This window comes from Stenotrophomonas sp. TD3 (assembly GCF_001939825.1).
Lineage (GTDB): Bacteria > Pseudomonadota > Gammaproteobacteria > Xanthomonadales > Xanthomonadaceae > Stenotrophomonas.
Genome location: NZ_MOYM01000001.1, coordinates 842,887 through 862,081 on the forward strand (window position 1 = coordinate 842,887; position 19,195 = coordinate 862,081).

The 19,195-nt window shown below is 67.2% G+C and carries 19 protein-coding genes; 14 read left to right on the top strand and 5 right to left on the bottom strand.

Going from position 1 to position 19,195, the window contains the following annotated elements; all coding sequences use genetic code 11:
- Positions 1-30: 30 nt before the first annotated feature.
- On the bottom strand, positions 31-732 hold the full coding sequence (locus BKE09_RS04040) for an FKBP-type peptidyl-prolyl cis-trans isomerase N-terminal domain-containing protein (protein ID WP_005408797.1): 702 nt from the start codon (positions 730-732) through the stop codon (positions 31-33).
- Between the two features lie 167 nt (positions 733-899).
- On the opposite strand from BKE09_RS04040, the gene BKE09_RS04045 reads away from it, so the two are divergent.
- The 3 genes from BKE09_RS04045 to nth are packed head-to-tail and all read left to right on the top strand — an operon-like array spanning position 900 to position 2,732.
- Positions 900-1,682: an enoyl-CoA hydratase-related protein gene (locus BKE09_RS04045; protein WP_014036554.1), complete on the top strand. Its 783-nt coding sequence runs from the start codon at positions 900-902 to the stop codon at positions 1,680-1,682.
- 4 nt (positions 1,683-1,686) lie between these two features.
- Positions 1,687-2,040, top strand: a complete 354-nt coding sequence (locus tag BKE09_RS04050) for a hypothetical protein (RefSeq protein WP_075674892.1) — start codon at positions 1,687-1,689, stop codon at positions 2,038-2,040.
- Positions 2,040-2,732 (top strand): endonuclease III, encoded by a 693-nt coding sequence (gene nth, locus BKE09_RS04055; protein WP_075674893.1) that lies wholly within the window; start codon positions 2,040-2,042, stop codon positions 2,730-2,732. The genes BKE09_RS04050 and nth overlap by 1 nt, the downstream gene beginning before the upstream one ends.
- A gap of 79 nt (positions 2,733-2,811) precedes the next feature.
- Here the strand turns inward: nth and BKE09_RS04060 are convergent, their stop codons facing one another.
- Together BKE09_RS04060 and BKE09_RS04065 are read right to left on the bottom strand one after the other, a co-directional pair.
- On the bottom strand, positions 2,812-4,044 hold the full coding sequence (locus tag BKE09_RS04060; protein WP_075674894.1) for a porin: 1,233 nt from the start codon (positions 4,042-4,044) through the stop codon (positions 2,812-2,814).
- Between the two features lie 139 nt (positions 4,045-4,183).
- Complete coding sequence (locus BKE09_RS04065) at positions 4,184-4,387, bottom strand: hypothetical protein (protein ID WP_139319608.1); 204 nt, start codon at positions 4,385-4,387, stop codon at positions 4,184-4,186.
- 197 nt (positions 4,388-4,584) lie between these two features.
- Between BKE09_RS04065 and pstS (BKE09_RS04070) the strand changes: the two genes are divergently transcribed.
- The 11 genes from pstS (BKE09_RS04070) (at position 4,585) to rnt (ending at position 14,248) form a co-directional block, all read left to right on the top strand.
- Positions 4,585-5,601, top strand: a complete 1,017-nt coding sequence (pstS, locus tag BKE09_RS04070; protein ID WP_014036550.1) for a phosphate ABC transporter substrate-binding protein PstS — start codon at positions 4,585-4,587, stop codon at positions 5,599-5,601.
- A gap of 509 nt (positions 5,602-6,110) precedes the next feature.
- On the top strand, positions 6,111-7,199 hold the full coding sequence (gene pstS / locus BKE09_RS04075) for a phosphate ABC transporter substrate-binding protein PstS (RefSeq protein ID WP_075674896.1): 1,089 nt from the start codon (positions 6,111-6,113) through the stop codon (positions 7,197-7,199).
- A gap of 82 nt (positions 7,200-7,281) precedes the next feature.
- On the top strand, positions 7,282-8,250 hold the full coding sequence (gene pstC / locus BKE09_RS04080; protein WP_008267250.1) for a phosphate ABC transporter permease subunit PstC: 969 nt from the start codon (positions 7,282-7,284) through the stop codon (positions 8,248-8,250).
- Positions 8,250-9,113 carry a phosphate ABC transporter permease PstA gene (gene pstA, locus BKE09_RS04085; protein WP_006428262.1) on the top strand — a complete coding sequence of 288 codons (864 nt, stop codon included), beginning with the start codon at positions 8,250-8,252 and terminating at the stop codon, positions 9,111-9,113. The genes pstC and pstA overlap by 1 nt, the downstream gene beginning before the upstream one ends.
- 19 nt (positions 9,114-9,132) lie before the next feature.
- Positions 9,133-9,963 carry a phosphate ABC transporter ATP-binding protein PstB gene (gene pstB / locus BKE09_RS04090; protein ID WP_005408788.1) on the top strand — a complete coding sequence of 277 codons (831 nt, stop codon included), beginning with the start codon at positions 9,133-9,135 and terminating at the stop codon, positions 9,961-9,963.
- Between the two features lie 91 nt (positions 9,964-10,054).
- Positions 10,055-10,768, top strand: a complete 714-nt coding sequence (gene phoU / locus BKE09_RS04095; protein ID WP_087944217.1) for a phosphate signaling complex protein PhoU — start codon at positions 10,055-10,057, stop codon at positions 10,766-10,768.
- A gap of 204 nt (positions 10,769-10,972) precedes the next feature.
- Complete coding sequence (locus BKE09_RS04100; protein WP_075674897.1) at positions 10,973-11,326, top strand: hypothetical protein; 354 nt, start codon at positions 10,973-10,975, stop codon at positions 11,324-11,326.
- Entirely contained in the window at positions 11,313-12,188 is an 876-nt protein-coding gene (locus tag BKE09_RS04105; RefSeq protein ID WP_075674898.1) for a DUF692 domain-containing protein, read from the top strand. Before BKE09_RS04100 ends, BKE09_RS04105 begins: the two co-directional genes overlap by 14 nt.
- Entirely contained in the window at positions 12,181-12,936 is a 756-nt protein-coding gene (locus BKE09_RS04110; RefSeq protein ID WP_075676566.1) for a putative DNA-binding domain-containing protein, read from the top strand. The genes BKE09_RS04105 and BKE09_RS04110 overlap by 8 nt, the downstream gene beginning before the upstream one ends.
- 24 nt (positions 12,937-12,960) lie before the next feature.
- Positions 12,961-13,482 carry a DoxX family protein gene (locus BKE09_RS04115; protein ID WP_049446192.1) on the top strand — a complete coding sequence of 174 codons (522 nt, stop codon included), beginning with the start codon at positions 12,961-12,963 and terminating at the stop codon, positions 13,480-13,482.
- Between the two features lie 181 nt (positions 13,483-13,663).
- Positions 13,664-14,248, top strand: coding sequence for a ribonuclease T (rnt, locus tag BKE09_RS04120; protein ID WP_005408782.1), 585 nt, complete (start codon positions 13,664-13,666; stop codon positions 14,246-14,248).
- A gap of 333 nt (positions 14,249-14,581) precedes the next feature.
- Here rnt and BKE09_RS04125 read toward each other — a convergent pair whose 3' ends face one another.
- Together BKE09_RS04125 and BKE09_RS04130 are read right to left on the bottom strand one after the other, a co-directional pair.
- On the bottom strand, positions 14,582-17,608 hold the full coding sequence (locus BKE09_RS04125) for a ligand-binding sensor domain-containing diguanylate cyclase (protein ID WP_075674899.1): 3,027 nt from the start codon (positions 17,606-17,608) through the stop codon (positions 14,582-14,584).
- A 176-nt stretch (positions 17,609-17,784) separates the two neighbouring features.
- Positions 17,785-19,194 (bottom strand): ATP-binding protein, encoded by a 1,410-nt coding sequence (locus BKE09_RS04130; protein ID WP_075674900.1) that lies wholly within the window; start codon positions 19,192-19,194, stop codon positions 17,785-17,787.
- Between the last annotated feature and the right edge of the window lies 1 nt (position 19,195).

Consider the following 19,195-nt stretch of genomic DNA (forward strand, 5'->3'; position numbering starts at 1 on the left):
TCACCGGCGCGTTTCGTTTGATGCTTCGATTTACTTGACGCTGACCAGCTTGATCTCGAACTGCACAGCCACGTTCGGCGGGAACGGGGTGCGCGGGTCGGCACCGTAGGCCTGGTCCGGCGGCAGGGTGACTTCCCACTTCGAGCCTGCCGGCATCTGCAGCAGGGTCTCGCGCATGGCCTTCATTTCGACTTCGCTGACCTTGATCGACGGGATCTGCTGGGCCGGGCGGGCTTCGGTCGGGCGCTGGCCGTACGGGAACGGACCGGCCACTTCCAGCTGCACGGTGCTGGCCTGGGTCGGCTTGGCACCCTTGCCGGCTTCGATCACGCGGTACTGGACGCCGCTCGGCAGGGACTGCACGCCGGCCTTGGCCTTGTTCGCCGCGATGAACTGATCGCTCTTGGTCTTGTTTTCGGCAGCAGCCTTTTCGTACTCGGCCTTGGCGGCCTGGGCACGGCCCTGCTCGCGCTTCTGGAAGGCTTCAACGGCCGGCTTCAGCTGCTCGGCGGTGATCGCCGGCTGCTTCTTGGCGTAGGCATCCTGCAGGCCCTTCACCACCGAGTTGATGTCCAGCTGCTCACCACGACCGGTCAGCTCCGCCAGGTTGTTGCCGTAGTCGTAACCGAAGTAGTAGCTCAGCTTGCCCTTTTCGGACGAGACGTCCTGGGCGAAGGCATTGCCCGTCAGGGCCAGGGCCGCGACGGCGACCGCGATAGAACGCAACTTCATCAAACAGTTCTCCAGGGGTGGTAACTCAGGGACGTTCTGCGCCGCCCTGAGGCGACGGGTTAGGATAACGGGCGCAACGTGTAACCGCTACTCACGATGCAGGCTATGACCCGTCTGCGTTTGCAGAGTTCAATATCACTTTTTTTTAACGTTCCAGGAGTTTCCCCGTGGCCGATGCCCTGATCGCTGTCGCCGACGACGGCGCCATCCGCACCGTGACCGTCCAGCGCCCGGACAAGCTCAATGCCCTCAACGCCGCGACCCTGCAGGCGCTGGCCGATGCCTTCAGGGACGCCGCTGCCGATCCGGAAGTGCGCGTGGTGGTGTTGACCGGGGCGGGCCCCAAGGCCTTCGTGGCCGGTGCCGACATCGCGGAAATGAACACCCTCAGCGCCGTTCAGGGACGTGATTTCTCGCTGCTGGGCCAGGCGCTGATGCGCCAGATCGAACGCATGCCCAAGCCGGTCATCGCACGCGTGAACGGATTTGCGCTGGGCGGCGGCCTGGAACTGGCGATGGCCTGCCATCTGCGCATCGCCGCCGATACCGCCAAGGTCGGCCAACCGGAAATCAACCTCGGCCTGATTCCCGGCTTCGGCGGCAGCCAGCGCCTGCTGCGCCTGTGCGGCCGCGCCGCCACCCTGGAGCTGTGCCTGCTGGGGGCGCCGATCAACGCCGCGCGTGCGCTGGAACTGGGCATCGTCAACGAGGTGGTGCCGGCCGACGCGCTGGACAACCGCGTGCAGGACATCGCCCGCCAGTTGGCACGCTCGGCCCCGCTGGCCCTGCGTGGGCTGCTCGACGCGGTGCACGTGGGCGGCGAATGCAGCCTGGAGGCCGGGCTGGAGTACGAGAGTGCGCAGTTCGGCCTGCTGTTCGCCACCGAGGACATGCGTGAAGGCACCAGCGCCTTCCTGCAGCGCCGCCCGCCGGCATTCCAGAACCGCTGACACCATGGCATCCCGACCCAACCCCGCGCAGCTGTTCGCCCGGGTCCAGGCAGACGATCTCGATGGCGCCCTGCAGGCCGGGCTGATGGACTACGTCGCCCGTGCCGGCGACGAACAGCTGCTGCCTGGCCACCCGGACCTTCCACGACGCCTGCAGCAGGCGCAACAGCAGCTGCATGCCGCCTGGGCTGCACGCGAACGCTACCGCGCCCGTGCGGTGCGCCTGGCCCGCCGCGAGGCCGAGCGCGACGCGCGCCGCACCCCGGCCCCGGCGCCGGACGTGAAGCCCGCCCTGCCCGCCGCGGCGGCCGCGATTCTCGCCCGGGCCAAGGCCCGCGCCACCGGCAAGGAACAATAATGGCCACCGCCAAGAAGCCCCCCCGCGCACCGGCGCGACGCGGCGGTCGCATGCCGCGCGCCGACGTGGTGGAGATGTTCACCCGCCTGCGCGAACTCAACCCGCACCCGAAGACCGAACTGGAGTACAACTCGCCGTTCGAGTTGCTGGTGGCTGTGGCGCTGTCCGCACAGGCCACCGACGTCGGCGTCAACAAGGCCACGCGTCGCCTGTTCCCGGTCGCCAACACCCCGGCAAAGATCCTTGCGCTCGGCGAGGATGGCCTGAAGCAGTACATCGCCACCATCGGGCTGTTCAACGCCAAGGCAAAGAACGTGATCGCCACCTGCGCGATCCTGCTGCAGAAGTACGGCGGCGAAGTGCCGCGCGACCGCGAAGCGCTGGAAGCGCTGCCCGGTGTCGGCCGCAAGACCGCCAACGTGGTGCTCAACACCGCGTTCGGCGAGCCGGTGATGGCGGTGGACACGCACATCTTCCGCGTCTCCAACCGTACCGGCCTGGCCCCGGGCAAGAACGTGCGCGAGGTGGAAGATGCGCTGGTGAAGGTGATTCCGGCCGAGTTCCTGCTCGACGCACACCATTGGCTGATCCTGCATGGCCGCTACGTGTGCAAGGCACGCAAGCCGGATTGCCCGGGCTGCGTGATCGCCGACCTGTGCCGGTTCAAGGAAAAGACCACGGCCGAGGCGTGACGCGGATCGTGTTGTGACGAAACGAAGACGGCGGGCACAAGGCCCGCCGTCTCCCTTTCAGACACTGTGCTTCAGGTGATCAGAACGACAGGTCGCCCCAGACGCCGAATTCCTTGGTCTTGTCGTTCTTCTTGTCGCCGGCGTTGGCCAGGTGCGTGTACTTGTACACGGTCGACAGCTTGAGGTTCTTCATGACCGGGAACTCGACGCCGACGTTCCAGTACTTGTCGCTCAGGGTCGGGTCCAGGGTCTTGCTGACGTCGGTGTCATCGTAACGACCGAACACATTGATGCCGCCATCGGTGACACGCACGCTGCCCCACACCGACCAGCCGCTGGTCTTGTCGGTGGCAACGGTCAGCACGTTGTTGAGGTTCTTGGCCTGGAAGTACTCGCCACCGACGCGGAAGTTGCTGTCGGCGTAGGCCACCATCGCGTTGGCGCGGGTGTAGGTGTTCTCGGCGCTCTGGATGTCGGTTTCCTTGCCCAGCTTGCCGCTGTAGCCGCCGACGGCCACCACGAAGTTCTCGTTCGGGGTGTAGGCCACGCGGCCTTCCACGTCCATGCCCTTGCTGCGGGTCGGGTTCTTGTAGCCGGCACCGGTCACGACCGACACGGCGTAGTTGAAGTTGTTGCCCAGGTTGCCGAAGCCATGCAGGCCCCAGTCGGACGAGTTGCCGTACTTCAGGCGGTCGGTCAGGGTGTTCTCGACATAGCGCATGCCGTAGAACTTCTCGACGTACGGGATCCACGGCATGTCGGCGGCACCGACGCGCAGGTTGAAGGCCGGGTCGAAGCTGCCCTGCACGTAGGCCTTCTTGACGAACAGTTCGGTGTTGCCGATGGCCGAGCTGTACTGGAAGTCGGTGGTCAGGTTCGCCGACCAGATGTCGTTGAACTTGTGGTCGACGGTCAGGTAGAAGCGCTTGACGTCCAGACCGGTGCCGCTGGCAGCGGTGTCCTTGCCGTTGCTGGTCTTGTCGATGTTGGTCAGGTCGAAGAACATGCGACCGCCAATCTTGTTGTCATTGACCAGCTTGGCCAGCTTGTCGACGCTGGTCTGGGTCTTCTGCGCACCTTCCAGGGCCTGCGCCTGGGTGATGTTCACTTCGGACTGCGCGTCGGACTGCGCCTGCAGCGCCTGCGAATCGTTCTGCAACTGCTGGACCTGGGCCTGCAGCGCAGCGATCTGTGCCTGCAGCTGCTGCAACTGTGCCTGGGACACGCCCGAGCTGGCGGGGGCTGCGAAGGCGTCGGCGGAAACCAGACCGAGGCTTGCAACGACCGCGGCGGCGAGCAAATGGGAACGCATTTTGGATTTCTCCAGAGGGTTGGAATGGCTTGGGCAGAACGCCACGCCGGCAGGCCGGTCAAGCGTTTTGCGAACGTTCCGTTAAAACCATGACAGCCGAATGACAGATTGAGCACCAACCACAGATTTCTTCGTGCGGTCATGCGTACGACTCATTTGCAGCCACATGCTTGTCGATCCCTTGCGGCATATGGCGTGCTGTATCCGCGCCGATACGCCAGCAGGTCGCCACACCGCCTTCGCCCGCCTCCCTGGTTTCGTGCGGATGACGCGGCATCGCTGCGGAATGCGCGGCCGCTGCGCCCGCCGGCACCATCACCGACATATGGAACGGCACCGGCATCCAGCGCCCCGGTCAGCCCGCGGTCGCACCGGGGCACGCGCACCCTTGGCGCGAAACCTTCACGCACGCGGCAGCGTGGCCGCCCGCCAGCGCTGTAATGGATGCGTCATACAACGGTCCCTGCGCTGTCATCGAACCGTTATGGAATGTGCGCCGGGCGGGTAACCCCGCATCCCAATCAACCCAGGAGCCACCCCGTGATCCACGCCTTCAAGTCGCGCGTTGCCGTTGCCGTCTTCGCAGCGTCGTCCGTGTTCGCCGCCAACGCCGCTGAAATCACCGGCGCGGGCGCCTCGTTCATCTACCCGGTGATGTCGAAGTGGTCGGCCGACTACAACGCTGCCACCAGCAACAAGGTCAACTACCAGTCGATCGGTTCCGGCGGCGGCATTGCGCAGATCAAGGCCAAGACCGTTGATTTCGGTTCGTCCGACGCCCCGCTGAAGCCGGAAGAACTGGCTGCTTCGGGCCTGGCCCAGTTCCCGTCGGTGATCGGCGGCGTGGTGCCGGTGGTCAACGTGGCCGGCATCGCCCCGGGCGCGCTGAAGCTGGACGGCACCGTGCTGGCCAACATCTTCCTGGGCAAGATCAAGACCTGGAACGACCCGGCCATCGCCGCGCTGAACCCGGGCGTGACCCTGCCGAGCGCCAAGATCACCGTCGTGCACCGTTCGGATGGTTCGGGCACCACCTTCAACTTCGTCAACTACCTGTCCAAGGTCAGCCCGGAGTGGAAGAGCTCGGTCGGTGAAGGCACCTCGGTCCAGTGGCCGGCCGGCATCGGTGGCAAGGGCAACGAAGGCGTTGCTGCCTACGTGAAGCAGATCAAGGGCGGCATCGGCTACGTCGAACTGTCCTACGCACTGCAGAACAAGCTGTCGTACACCGCGATGAAGAACGCCGCCGGCAAGTTCGTGCAGCCGAGCGACGCCTCGTTCGCCGCTGCTGCCGCCAGCGCCGACTGGGCCAGCGCCAAGGACTTCTATCTGGTGATGACCAACGCCCCGGGCGCCGAGTCCTGGCCGATCACCGCCACCAACTTCATCCTGGTGCACAAGAAGCCGAAGAATGCTGCCAACGGCAAGGCGACCCAGGAGTTCTTCCGCTGGGTCTACAAGAGCGGCGACGCCCAGGCCCGCCAGCTGGACTACGTGCCGCTGCCGGACAGCCTGGTCCGCCAGATCGAGACCTACTGGTCGCAGAACCTGAAGTAAGCGAGTTCCCCCGCAGGAACGGGATCGGCGGGTCCTCTCTCCCCCGCCGATCCCACCCGGGCGCGAGATCCTCGAGATCTCGCGCTCTTCTTGTTTTTTGGGGGTTGGTCGTGAAGAGCGTTTGCGCCTTCGCTGATCCGTCGGTGAGTCGGTGGGCCAGGACGTGCAGGACACGCCGTAAACCCGTCCTTGGGGGCTCGGCCACGGCATCCATGCCGTGGACGGTCCTGCACGCCCTGGCCCACCGCCTCTCGACAGTTCATCGCGGGCGCGGCGGGGTCATGAAAGGCAGGAGCAAAGGCAAGAGCGTTTGTAGAGCCACGGGCGTCATATCGGTGCGCAGATCCGGGGTCTCCGGGCGCCTCCCGGACCGCGGCCAACCCCGTGAAACCCTTGTCAGAACGTGATCCAGGACACCTCTGTCATGGTCGTAATACGGCTGTAACAAAAACATCATTTCATAGCCGCATCCGCCGACGACGTCGGCTCTTCCCCGCTATGGAGTGACCATGAAACTGCACTCGGCCGGCCTTGCCGCCCTTTCCCTGGCCATCGCCCTGGGCCTGTCGGCCTGCGGTGGCGACAAGCAGGCCGCGCAGCAGCCGGCTGCCGACGGTGCCGCTGCCCCGGCCGCTGCCGGTGCCAAGGTGACCGCCGAAGTGTCCGGCGCGGGCGCGTCCTTCATCTTCCCGCTGGTCTCCAAGTGGTCGGCCGACTACAACGCCACCACCGGTGCCAAGATCAACTACCAGTCGATCGGCTCCGGCGGCGGCATCGCCCAGATCAAGGCCGGCACCGTCGACTTCGGCTCCTCCGACAAGCCGCTGAGCAGCGAAGAGCTGGCCCAGGCCGGCCTCGCCCAGTTCCCGTCCGCCATCGGCGGCGTGGTGCCGGTGGTCAACATCGAAGGCCTGGAAGGCGGCAAGCTGCGCCTGAGCGGCGCCCTGCTGGCCGACATATTCCTGGGCAAGGTCAAGACCTGGAACGATCCGGCCATCGTCGCTGCCAACCCGGGCGTGAAGCTGCCGGACGGCAAGATCACCCTGGTCCACCGTTCGGACGGTTCGGGCACCACCTTCAACTTCTCCAACTACCTGTCCAAGGTCAGCCCGGAGTGGAAGACCAAGGTCGGCGAAGGCACCTCGGTGCAGTGGCCGGACGGCGTCGGTGGCAAGGGCAATGAAGGCGTCGCTTCGTACGTGAAGCAGATCAAGGGCTCGATCGGCTACGTCGAACTGGCCTATGCCCTGCAGAACGGCATGCCGTACACCGCCATGCAGAACGCGGCCGGCAACTGGGTCGAGCCGAGCGCGGAAACCTTCGCCGCCGCGGCCGCCAGCGCCGACTGGGCCAGCGCCAAGGACTTCAACCTGGTCATCACCAACGCCCCGGGCGAGCAGGCGTGGCCGATCACCGCCACCAACTTCATGCTGATGCAGAAGCAGCCGAAGGACGCCAAGCGCAACCAGGACACCTTGGCCTTCTTCAAGTGGGCCTTCGAGAACGGCCAGGCCCAGGCCAACGAGCTGCACTACGTGCCGCTGCCGGCCGAACTAGTCAAGCAGATCGAGGCCTACTGGGCGACCGACCTGAAGTGATGGACACGACGGTGCCCGCCCCGCGCGGGCACCGCTTCTTCCACGCCGTGCCGCCCCGCCCCTTCCTGGCCCTGCCGTCCCCATGAATGCCATCGCCCAGCCTGTAGCCGCCCCGTCCACGCGTGATGCGCGTGATGCCCGCAACGACAAACTGTTCCGATGGGTGCTGGTCGGCACCGTCATCTTCGTCCTGATCGCCCTGGCCTGCGCCGCGCTGTCGATGCTGTGGGGCGGCCGCCATGCCCTGCAGATGCAGGGCCTGAGCTTCTTCTTCTCCGCCGACTGGAATCCGGTCGAAAACAAGTTCGGCGCCCTCGCCCCGATCTACGGCACCCTTGTCACCGCGCTCATCGCGATGGTCATCGCCGTGCCGGTCAGCTTCGGCATCGCCTTCTTCCTCACCGAAGTCGCGCCGCGCTGGCTGCGTGGCCCGGTCGGTACCGCCATCGAACTGCTGGCCGGCATTCCCTCGATCATCTACGGCATGTGGGGCCTGTTCGTACTGGTGCCGGTGATGACCGAGTACGTCACCCCGTTCCTCAACGAGACGCTGGGCGAATGGCCGATCATCGGCCCGATGTTCCAGGGTCCGCCGCTGGGCATCGGCATGCTCACCGCCGGTTTCGTGCTGGCCATCATGGTCATTCCGTTCATCTCCTCGGTGATGCGCGAAGTGTTCCTGACCGTGCCGACCCGCCTGAAGGAATCGGCCTACGCGCTGGGCTCCACCAAGTGGGAAGTGAGCTGGGACATCGTCCTGCCCTACACCCGCTCGGCAGTGATCGGCGGCATCTTCCTCGGCCTCGGCCGCGCCCTCGGCGAGACGATGGCAGTGGCCTTCGTGATCGGCAACAGCGTGCGCCTGTCGCCGTCGCTGCTGGAGCCGGGCACCACCATCGCCGCACTGATCGCCAACGATTTCGGCGAAGCCACTGAAACCTACCGCTCGGCCCTGCTGCTGCTCGGCTTCGTCCTCTTCATCGTCACCTTCGTGGTGCTGGCCATCGCCCGCCTGATGCTGATGCGCCTGTCCCGCAAGGAGGGCAACTGATGTCCACCACCGCTGATTCGCTGTACCTGCGCCGCCGCATCGGCAACGTCGTTGCGATCACCGCGTCCTGTGCCACCGCCCTGTTCGGCCTGTTCTTCCTGGGCTGGATCCTGTTCACCCTGGCCTCCAAGGGCCTGGCCGGCATCAACCTGGACCTGTTCACCAAGATGACGCCGCCGCCGATGCAGGAAGGCGGTCTTGCCAACGCCTTCTTCGGCAGCGCGGTGATGTGTGCGCTGGCGATCGGCATCGGCACCCCGCTGGGCGTGCTGGCCGGCACCTGGCTGGCCGAGTACGGCAACGCCCGCAAGGCCGGCACCGTGGTCCGCTTCGTCAACGACATCCTGCTGTCGGCCCCGTCCATCGTGCTCGGCCTGTTCGTCTACACCCTGTACGTGATGCAGACCGGCGGCAACTTCTCGGCGTTCGCCGGTGCGCTGTCGCTGGCCTTCATCGTGCTGCCGGTGGTGGTGCGCACCACCGACGAAATGCTGCGCCTGGTGCCCTCGCAGATGCGCGAAGCGGCCCTGTCGCTGGGCATCCCGCAGTGGAAGGTGATCGTGCAGGTGCTGTACCGCAGTGCGTCGGCCGGCATCATCACCGGCATCCTGCTGGCCCTGGCCCGCATCTCCGGCGAGACCGCACCGCTGCTGTTCACTGCCTTCGGCAACCAGTACTGGAACAACAACATCTTCCAGCCGATGGCCTCGGTGCCGGTGGTGATGAACCAGTTCGCCGGCAGCCCGTATGAATCCTGGCAGGTGCTGGCCTGGGCCGGTGCCCTGGTGCTCACCGTCTTCGTGTTGCTGGTCAGCCTTGCCGCCCGCGGCATCCTGCTGCGCAACCGTATCTCCCATGACTGACCTTTCCGTGGATAACGCCATGAACGACCTTTCCAACGCCGTGCCGATGCAGCGCATCGCCGTGCCGTCCTCGCACGAGAGCCTGCACACGCCGTCGCCGGTGAAGCTGGCTGCGCGTGGACTGGACTTCTACTACGACAAGTTCCATGCCCTGAAGGGCATCAACCTGGAAATCCCGGAAAAGCGCGTGACCGCGCTGATCGGTCCGTCCGGTTGCGGCAAGTCGACCCTGCTGCGCATCTTCAACCGCATCTACGCGCTGTACCCGAAGCTGGAAGCGCGCGGTGAAGTGCTGCTGGACGGCGAGAACATCCTGTCGCCGAAGTACCCGATGAACCGCCTGCGCAGCAAGGTCGGCATGGTGTTCCAGAAGCCGGTGCCGTTCCCGATGACCATCTTCGAGAACGTGGCCTACGGCATCCGCCACCACGAGAAGCTGAGCAAGGCCGACATGGCCGACCGCGTCGAGCAGGCGCTGCGCCAGGGCGCGCTGTGGGACGAAGTGAAGGACAAGCTGGGGCAGAGCGCACTGGGCCTGTCCGGTGGCCAGCAGCAGCGCCTGTGCATCGCCCGTGCCGTGGCCCTGCGCCCGTCGGTGCTGCTGCTGGACGAGCCGACCTCGGCGCTGGATCCGATCTCGACCAGCCGCATCGAGCAGCTGGTGGAAGAGCTCAAGCACGAGTACACCATCGTGATCGTCACCCACAACATGCAGCAGGCCGCGCGCGTGTCCGACTACACCGCCTTCATGTACCTGGGCGACCTGATCGAGCACGACCGCACCGAAGTGATCTTCTCGCAGCCGTCGCAGCGGCAGACCGAGGACTACATCACCGGTCGCTTCGGCTGAAACGGCAGTCGAGTTACAGATAGCGTCAGTCGAGCGTGGCTCGACTCTACGGATAACGTCAGTCGAGCATGGCTCGACTCTACAGAGTGGAATGAACATGAACCTTCCCAACGACCACATCGTCAAGAGCTACGACGAAGAGCAGCAGCGCCTGGTGGCCGAAATCGTGCGCATGGGCGAGATGGCCGTCGCCCAGCTCGAAGCGGCGATGGACGTGATCGAGAAGCGCGACGAGAACGCTGCCCATCGCATCATTGCCAACGACGAAGCGATCGATGCGCTGGAGCAGCAGATCAGCCACGACGTGATGCGCCTGGCGCTGCGTGGCCCGATGGCGCGTGACCTGCGCGAGATCCTCGCCGGCCTGCGCATTCCGGCCGACATCGAGCGCATCGGTGACTACGCTGCCAACGTCGCCAAGCGCTCGATCGCGCTGGGCAAGGTACCGCCGCTGCCGCAGATCCAGGGCCTGCGTGCGCTGGGCCGCCTGGCCGCGCAGCAGGTCCGCCGTGCCATTGCCGCCTACCGCGACAACGACGCCGACGCCGCGCTGGAACTGCGCGAGGACGACGCCCGCCTGGACGCGCAGTACACCGCGCTGTTCCGCGAGCTGCTGACCTACATGATGGAAGACCCGCGCAACATCACCCCGTGTACCCACCTGCTGTTCATGGCGAAGAACCTGGAGCGCGTGGGCGACCACGCCACCAACATCGCCGAGAACGTGTGGTTCCTGGTGCATGGCGAGCAGCCGCTGCCGCCGCGTGAAAAGCGCGACGAGACCTCCAGCACCGGCCAGCCCTGACGCTGCACTGCAACACCGGAGTCGACTCCAAAGTGGCCGCTGTCCTCGTGACAGCGGCCTTCTTTTTTGGGCGTTCCGGCCACCGGTCTCCCCTTCTGTAACAAATCTCACGAAAATTTGAGTTCTTGGCGAGGATTCGTTGAGTAGGATCGCTGCACCATCGATTCACCCCGGGCACCTGCCCACCACCCAGGAGTAAGACCGATGAGCAGTTCCAACAAGACCCTGTCCCTGCTGACCGCTACCGCCCTGGCCGCCGGCCTGGGCATGACCGCCAGCGCCTCGGCGCTGAGCATGAGCGACCTCGCCCAGGGCTACCTGGTGGCCGGCCAGGCAGCCAAGGCCAGCACCGATGCCAAGGCCGCCGATACCAAGATGGCCGCCGACGCGAGCAAGCACGCCGAAGGCAAGTGTGGTGCCGATGGCAAGAGCGGCGAAGGCAAGTGCGGTGCCGACAAGGGCAAGGCCGCCGGTGCAGCAGGTGCCAAGGCCAAGGCCGGCGACAAGAAGTCGGCGGAAGGCAAGTGCGGCGAAGGCAAGTGCGGTGGCAAGCACTGACGTCCGCGCCAGCGTCGTCCACCCGCGGTCGCCGCTTCGCGCGGCGGCCGCCGGGTTGGGCCTGCGCCGGGCGCTGCTGCAGGATCTGCGTGACGCCCCGGCAGGCGACTTCGACTTCCTGGAATGCGCGCCGGAGAACTGGATCCATGTCGGCGGGCCTGCCGGTGATGCGCTGGCCGAACTGGCACACCGCCATCCGCTGAGCTGCCACGGCCTGTCGCTGTCGCTGGGCGGCAGTGCGCCACTGGATACGCAGCTGCTGGAGCAGGTCGGCCGGTTCCTCGAGAAGCACCGCGTCCCGCTGTACAGCGAGCACCTGAGCTACTGCAGCGACGACGGCCACCTGTACGACCTGCTGCCGATTCCCTTCACCGACGAAGCCGTGCGCCATACCGCGGCTCGCATCGCCCGCGTGCAGGACCTGCTCGGTCGCCGCATCGCGGTGGAGAATGTCTCCTACTACCTGGCGCCGGAACCGGCCATGGACGAACTGGCCTTTACCAATGCGGTGCTCGCCGAAGCCGGCTGCGACCTGCTGCTGGACGTCAACAACGTCTACGTCAACGCCTGCAACCACGGCTACGACGCCGACAGCTTCATCGCCGGGCTGCCCGCACAGCGCATCGTCTGCCTGCACGTGGCCGGGCACCTGGACGAAGCACCGGACCTGAAGATCGATACCCACGGCAGTGCGGTCATCGATCCGGTCTGGGCGCTTCTGGCACGGACCTATGCGCGCATCGGCGCGCGCCCGACCCTGCTCGAACGCGACTTCAATTTTCCGCCCTATGCAGAACTGCAGGGCGAGCTGCAGACCATCCGCCGCCTGCAGGCCACGCATGCCGGGGCTGCACATGGCTGATGCCGCCGATACCCTGCGCGCGCAGCAGCTCGCATTCACCGCGCATCTGCGCGACCCGCAGTCGGTGCCTGCGCCAGCCGGCCTGGATCCACGCCGTTTGGCGGTATACCAGCACCTGCTGTTCAACAACCTGCTCGGGCTCCTGAGCAATGGTTTCCCGGTCTGCGTTCGCCTGCTGGGCGAACCGGCCTGGAGCGCGCTGGTGCGCCACTACTTCGCCACCCATCGCTGCCAGACCCCCCTGTTCACCGAACTGGCCGCCGAGTTCGTGCAGTGGCTGCAGGCACAGCCTCAGCTGCCGCACCCGGCGCTGGCCGAGCTGGCGCACTACGAGTGGGTGGAAACCGCGCTGTATCAATTGCAGGCCGAGCCGCTTCCGCCGCCGCGCGACATCGACCCGTTGCAGGTGCCGCTGCAGCGTTCGCCGCTGGCATGGCCGCTGCTGTACCAATGGCCGGTGCACCGCCTCGGCGCAGAGGATGCACCGACCCAGCCGCCACCCGAACCCACCGGCCTGCTGGTCCGCCGCGAAGCCGACGGTGACGTGCGATTCGCCGCGCTCAGCCCGTTGGCGGTGTACCTGCTGTCCAGCATCGGTGAACAGCCTGGGCTGGAAGGTCGTGCCTACCTGCACCAACTCGCCAGCACGCATGGCCTGGCCGAAGACGCGCTGGCCGACCCCGGTGCCGCGCTGCTGCGGCAATTCCTGCAGGCCGGCGTGATCGGTCCGCTCACAGCCCCGCCCTGACACCCCCTTCGCGGAGATCCCCTGATGAACCTTCCGACCCTGGCCGCCGCGCGCGGCCAGCTGGACCGTCTCGCCCCCTGGTTGGCCCCGCTCGGCCTGCGCCTGCTGCTGGCCTGGGAATTCTTCGAATCCGGCCGCGAGAAGCTGCGCGGCCAGAACTGGTTCGCCGACCTGCAGGACGCCTTTCCATTCCCGTTCGACCAGTTGCCGGCCGCCCTGAACTGGCAACTGGCGACCTGGTTCGAACTGGTCGGGGCGGCCTGCCTGCTGTTCGGGTTCGGCACCCGTTTCGCCGCCGCCAGCCTGCTGGTGCTGACCGTGGTGGCCACCTATGCGGTGCATTGGCCGATGGAGTGGAACTCGCTGGCCGACCTGGCCATGGGCTATGCGATCAGCGACCAGGGCTTCGGCAACTTCAAGCTGCCGGTGCTGTTCATGGCCATGCTGCTGCCGCTGATCTTCACCGGCGCCGGCAAGCTGAGCGTGGACGCGTGGTTGGCCCGGTGGTCTCCCTCGGCCACACCTGCGCGGCCAGCGGTTCGGTAGATGCCGACCTTGGTCGACGCGCACCGTGCCAACCAAGGTTGGCAGCTACCGGGTTCTACCACCCGTGCGCCACGGGCCAGCCGGGCGCTCAGGATCGCTCTGCTAGAATTCACGCATGACTGACCCCACCCCCGCACCTGCCGCCGCTCCCGATTCCGCAGTCCCCCAGGCGCAGCGCGCGATGTCACAACGCTTCCGCGGCTTCCTGCCGGTGGTGGTGGATGTGGAAACCGGCGGCTTCGACAGCCAGCGCAACGCGCTGCTGGAAATCGCTGCGGTGCCGATCGAGATGGACGAGAACGGGCTGCTCTACCCCGGCCAGACCGCCAGTGCCCACGTGGTCCCGGCCGAGGGCCTGGAGATCGACCCGAAGTCGCTGGAGGTGACCGGCATCATCCTCGACCACCCGTTCCGGCTGGCCAAGGAAGAAAAAGCGGCGCTGGACCACATCTTCACTCCGGTGCGTGCGGCGATGAAGAAGTACGGCTGCCAGCGCGCGATCCTGGTCGGCCACAACGCCCATTTCGATCTCGGCTTCGTCAACGCCGCAGTGGCCCGCACCGGCCACAAGCGCAACCCGTTCCATCCGTTCAGCGTGTTCGACACGGTGACCCTGGCCGGCATCGCCTACGGGCAGACCGTGCTGGCGCGTGCAGCGACGGCCGCCGGGCTGGGCTGGGATGCCAACGAGGCACACAGTGCGGTGTATGACACCGAACAGACCGCGCGGCTGTTCTGCACCATCGCCAATGCCTGGCCGCGGTAAGGCAGCCAACGGCGGAGCCCCTCGTGGCGGGCTGACAGCGATTCCTGGTAGGGCCGGGCGGGTGGACTGCGCAGGGGACGCTGCAAGTACGTCCCTGTAAGCTCGGTCGCCGCATCCATGCGGCTCACGCCCCTGCGCAGCCCACCCGCCCGGCCACGGACAGTTTCCAGCGAGCGCCACGGAAAGATCAGAAAAAGCGGGAGCAACAGCGGGTCGCTGCGCTCGTTGGGAGCTGCCGATCATCTCTGTGGTGGGTCACTGCTCTGGTGGGTGCCGACCGTTGGTACGGCAACACCCGTAGATCCACGCCATGCGTGGGTGCTTTGCACTGGTTCAACCAATGCTCGTGCGATCCCGGCCATCGCTCTTGGCGCGGTACAGCGCGCGGTCGGCGCGCTGGTACAGCAACGCCGGGGTGCGGTCGTCGGCATCCAGCTCCACCAGGCCCGCGCTGAAGGTCACGCGCAGGCCCGGCACTTCTGCCCAGTCGGGATGGTCATGGAACAGGCCACGCAGGCGCGCGCACAGCTGCGCGGCTTCCTCCAGGCGAGTGTCGTTGAGCAGCAGCGCGAACTCTTCGCCGCCGGTGCGCGCCGGCAGGTCGGAGTCGCGGCAGGCCGCAGCGATCAACGTCGCCACCTGTACCAGCACCGCATCGCCGATGCTGTGGCTGTGGCGGTCGTTGACGTCCTTGAAGTGGTCGATGTCCAGCACCACCAGGCACAGCGGATGACCACTGCGCTGCGAACGGGCGAAATCACGCGCAAGCGTTTCGTCGAAGCCGCGGCGGTTGGCCAGGCCGGTCAGGGCATCCTCGCGGGCCTGCCGCTCGAAGGCTTCGGCCTGGCGCGCCAGGCGCTCGGCGAGTTCGGTCTTTTCCTGGTTCAGCGCCTGCAGGTGCACGGTCTTGGCCTGCAGGTCGAAGGTCGCTTCGTCCACCCGCCGCGCCAGGCGCAGGTTGCTGGCCTTCAGCTGCTGCAGCAGCAGCCGGTACAACGCCACCAGCCCGGCCAGCAGCAACAGCCCGGCAAGCACCTGCACGCTGCGGCGCTGCCACCAGAAAGGCTCCACGGTGAAGCTCCATACGGCTTCCTGCTGGCCCCAGGCGCCACCCGGATGTGCGGCCGCCACGTGCAGGGTGTAATCGCCCGGCGGCAGGCCGACGAACTCGACGCTGCGCTGCGGGCCACGCTCGACCCAGCCAGCATCGAGGCCATCCAGCCGCGTGCGGTAGCGGATCCGGTCGGACATCAGGTAGCTCAGGCCGACATAGCTCACCGCCAGCCGGCGGCCACCGGGAATGTAGTTGCGATCCGGTCCCTCCCAGTGCACCGGCGCACCATCCACCTGCACGCTCTCGATCGCCGCCGGCGGCGATGGCCGCTCGCGGAAGCGCTGCAGGCGCTGCGGATCGACCGTGCTCAGGCCTCCGGCGGTGACCACCCAGAACGTGCCGTCCTGGCGCAGGATCGCCGATGGGCTGGAGCTGCCGTTGGCCTGTGCATTGGCCATGCCGTCGATCTCGTTGTAGCGCTCCACCACCACCCGCGGCGTGCGGCCATCGGCCACCGCATTGAGGGTGCCCATGTCGGTGCGCAGCACGCCACGGTTGCTGCTGATCCAGACATTGCCAAGGCGGTCCGGCACCAGCTGGAACACCGCGTCCACCGGCATCCCCTGCTCCAGGCCGACCCGCGCCAGCGCGCCGTTGCGCCAGCGGTACAGGCCACGATCACTGCTGATCCACATCGCATCGCCCAGCTGGTGGAAGCCGAACACGCTGCGGCCGCCGCCCAGCGGGGCCAGGTCGATCGACTGCACGTGGTCGCCGCGCAGCACGCGGATGCCTTCGATGGTGCCGATCCACAGGTTGCCCTGATGGTCATGCTCGAGCGCGGTAATCAGGCCGCCGGGCATGCCCGGCACGTTCGAGACCTGCACCCGGTCGCCGTCGATGCGCACCACGCCCCTCTGCGTGCCGGCCCAGACCACGCCCTGCGGGTCAACGCTGATTGCACGGATGTTGCCGCCCGGCATGCCGTCAGCCGCCGCATAGTTGTGGCGCAGGCGCCCGTCGTGGCCCAGCCGGTAAACGCCATCGCCGAAGGTTCCCACCCACAGGTCACCGTCCGGCCCCTGTGCCAGGCTCAGTACCGAGGGCGCCTTGCCGCCGCGGTTGTGCAGCGGTACCGCGCGGAAACGGCCATCGCTGGTCTGCAGGTCAAGGCCGCTGGCGCTGCCGACCCACAGCTGGCGGTCGCGATCCTCGAACACCGTGCGCACGTAGTCGCCACTGAGCCCATCGCGCTCGATGTAGCTGCTGAACAACGTTTCGCGCAGGCGGTACAGGCCACCATTGGCCCCCACCCAGATGCTGCCTTCGGCATCCTCGCGCAGGCTGACCACGCGTCCGCCCGGCAGGTTCAGGCCGGCCGGCAGCCGCTCCAGGCCATGCGCGGAGATGCGCAGCAGGCCCTGATTCTCGGTACCCAGCCACAGGTCGCCATGCCGGTCCTGCAGCATCGCGGTCATGTGCAGCTGGCCCGGCAGGCGGTGCACCAGCACCAGCTGGTCGTCCTCCACCCGGTACAGGCGCTCGCCGGCGACGATCCACAGCGCGCCATCCGGTGCCCGGTACGGCCACGACAGGCCGCTGCCGGCGCCCAGCCCCCATGCGGCGGGCGCGCGCTTGAGCACGCCGTCGTTGTCGCGCAGCACCAGCCCGTCGAGCGTGCCGACCCAGACCCGGTCCTGTGCATCGACCACCAGCTTGGTGAAGCTCATCGCCATCGGCAGGTCCGCCGCCGGCGCCTGGTAGACGATGCCGGCATCCGGCGTCAGATAGCCGATGCCCTTGCCTTCGTACAGCAGCCACAGCCGGCCCTGGCTGTCCATCTGCATGGACTGGATCAGCACCTGCGGTGTACCGGCCTGGTGCTCCCAGACCCGCCATTGGCCGTCGCTGCCGCGGTGGCTGACGTTGCCGCGCGAATCGCTGATCCACAGCCCGCCCTGGCGGTCGACGAACAGTGCGCCGATGCCGTTGTCGCGCAGGCCCGGGCGCGTGCTGCGGTCGAACACGGTGAAGTCCAGGCCGTTGTAGCGCACCAGCCCTTCCCAGGTGGCGAACCACAGATGGCCTTCCGGCGTCTGTGCGATGTCGCGCAGCGAGTTGTGCGGCAGGCCGTTGCGCGAGGTCCATACATCGATGGCGTAGTCGCGCAGCGGGGGCGCGCCTTCCTGTGCAGCCAACGGCAGCGCGAGGGCCAGCAGCAGCCACAACAGGCCCTGCCGCAGTGCCCGCCTGAATCCTGATGCGCGGCGCTCCACCCAGCGCCTCTCGTCCCCCTGCCCGCTCATCACCGCAGCGGCGGCGGCCAGGTGCGGCTGCAGGATGCGGCAGCGTGCGGGAACAGCCGGGCAGCGTGCAATGGCATGCCGGCGGGAACGGGCTGGCTCATCGGGGGGAGACTGGGGAGATGTGCAGATGATAGGCCAAACCCCGGCCCCGGCGTCACCGCTCGCAGCCCGCCGGCTCAGCCGGCGCGGCCGGGCGCCACCACCTGCGCACTGGCCGGCCACTGCACCACCGCCTCCAGGCCACCCTCGGCCCGGTTGCGCAGCCACAGCCGGGCCCCGTCCTTCTCGGCGAGGGCGCGGGCGATGGTCAGGCCCAGGCCGGCCCCGCCGGTCTGGCGCGAACGCGAGGTTTCCACCCGCACGAACGGATCGAACACCGCCTCCAGCTGCTCCTCGGCCAGGCCGGGGCCGTCATCGGCCACCACCACGGTGATCGCACCGCCGCTGCGCTCGACCCGTACCCGCGCCCGCTGCGCATACATCACCGCGTTGTCCACCAGGTTCGAGAACAGGCGATGCATCGCCAATGGCCGCAGCATCAGTACCGAACCACTGCCGCCTTCGAACACCACGTCGGCGCCGCCTTCGGCGGTGTCCTCGACAATGCTCTCCAACAGCGAATCCAGGTCGAGTGCGGCGCGCTGCTCGGCACTCTCGGCACTGCGCGCCAGTTCCAGGCCCTCGCGCACCAGCGCCTGCATCGCCGCCAGGTCGCCGATCAGGCGCTCACGCAGGGCGTCGTCGCTGACATTCTCCAGGCGCAGGCGCAACCGGGTCAGCGGCGTCTGCAGGTCGTGGGTGATCGCCGCCAACATCTGCGTGCGTTCGGCCAGGTGCCGCTGCAGGCGGTGCTGCATGGCGTTGAAGGCTTCAGCGGCGCGCTGCACTTCGCGCGGCCCGCGCAGTGGCAACGGGTCGCGCTGCAGGTCATCGCCCAGGTCTTCGGCCGCCGCGGCCAGTTCCTGTAGTGGCGCACTGGCCATGCGCGCGACGATGTAGGCCAGCACGGCGATTGCCAGCACCAGCAGGGTCAGGAACCACAGGTCCACGGCGAGGATCCCGTTGTGCGCCACCGCCGGCGAGTCCAGCGCCAGCTTCAGCAGCGTGCCGTCGTTGAGGGTCACGTCCACTGCGCGGCATTTGGGCGGAATGAACGCCGGGTCGCGCTCGCGCGGCGGCCGCCGGTGGCCCGGCGGTGGCGGCGGCAGCAGGTCCTGCAGCTTGGGAATGCAGGAGCGGAACGAAGCGAAATGCACATGCGCGCGCGACACCGGTCCGGGGCGGTCTTCCAGCACTTCCATCAGCGCCGTGTCGGCACGCCCGATGCGGGCTCCGGGCTGCAGCGCGCGCACGCTCGGCCCGCCGATCGCCAGCAGGCGCTCGCGCAGCTCCGGATTGCCGTCCAGCAGGTTGACGTAGCCCTGCAGGCGATCGGCGATGCGGTTCAGGTTCTGCCGCTCGAACTCCTGCTGGCGCTTGGAGGTGGCCAGCATGGTCGCACCGATCGCAGCCACCGCCATGCCCAGCAGCAGGATCACGAACAACCGCCCGACCATCGAGGACAGGAAATGGCGCAGGCGCTTCATC

Excerpts from the sequence above, each read along its gene's own strand:
- BKE09_RS04040 (WP_005408797.1), bottom strand. The coding sequence starts at position 732 with ATGAAGTTGCGTTCTATCGCGGTCGCCGTCGCGGCCCTGGCCCTGACG.
- BKE09_RS04050 (WP_075674892.1), top strand. The coding sequence starts at position 1,687 with ATGGCATCCCGACCCAACCCCGCGCAGCTGTTCGCCCGGGTCCAGGCA.
- nth (WP_075674893.1), top strand. The coding sequence starts at position 2,040 with ATGGCCACCGCCAAGAAGCCCCCCCGCGCACCGGCGCGACGCGGCGGT.
- BKE09_RS04060 (WP_075674894.1), bottom strand. The coding sequence starts at position 4,044 with ATGCGTTCCCATTTGCTCGCCGCCGCGGTCGTTGCAAGCCTCGGTCTG.
- BKE09_RS04065 (WP_139319608.1), bottom strand. The coding sequence starts at position 4,387 with ATGCCGGTGCCGTTCCATATGTCGGTGATGGTGCCGGCGGGCGCAGCG.
- pstS (WP_075674896.1), top strand. The coding sequence starts at position 6,111 with ATGAAACTGCACTCGGCCGGCCTTGCCGCCCTTTCCCTGGCCATCGCC.
- pstC (WP_008267250.1), top strand. The coding sequence starts at position 7,282 with ATGAATGCCATCGCCCAGCCTGTAGCCGCCCCGTCCACGCGTGATGCG.
- pstA (WP_006428262.1), top strand. The coding sequence starts at position 8,250 with ATGTCCACCACCGCTGATTCGCTGTACCTGCGCCGCCGCATCGGCAAC.
- pstB (WP_005408788.1), top strand. The coding sequence starts at position 9,133 with ATGAACGACCTTTCCAACGCCGTGCCGATGCAGCGCATCGCCGTGCCG.
- phoU (WP_087944217.1), top strand. The coding sequence starts at position 10,055 with ATGAACATGAACCTTCCCAACGACCACATCGTCAAGAGCTACGACGAA.
- BKE09_RS04100 (WP_075674897.1), top strand. The coding sequence starts at position 10,973 with ATGAGCAGTTCCAACAAGACCCTGTCCCTGCTGACCGCTACCGCCCTG.
- BKE09_RS04110 (WP_075676566.1), top strand. The coding sequence starts at position 12,181 with ATGGCTGATGCCGCCGATACCCTGCGCGCGCAGCAGCTCGCATTCACC.
- BKE09_RS04115 (WP_049446192.1), top strand. The coding sequence starts at position 12,961 with ATGAACCTTCCGACCCTGGCCGCCGCGCGCGGCCAGCTGGACCGTCTC.
- rnt (WP_005408782.1), top strand. The coding sequence starts at position 13,664 with ATGTCACAACGCTTCCGCGGCTTCCTGCCGGTGGTGGTGGATGTGGAA.
- BKE09_RS04125 (WP_075674899.1), bottom strand. The coding sequence starts at position 17,608 with ATGAGCGGGCAGGGGGACGAGAGGCGCTGGGTGGAGCGCCGCGCATCA.
- BKE09_RS04130 (WP_075674900.1), bottom strand. The coding sequence starts at position 19,194 with ATGAAGCGCCTGCGCCATTTCCTGTCCTCGATGGTCGGGCGGTTGTTC.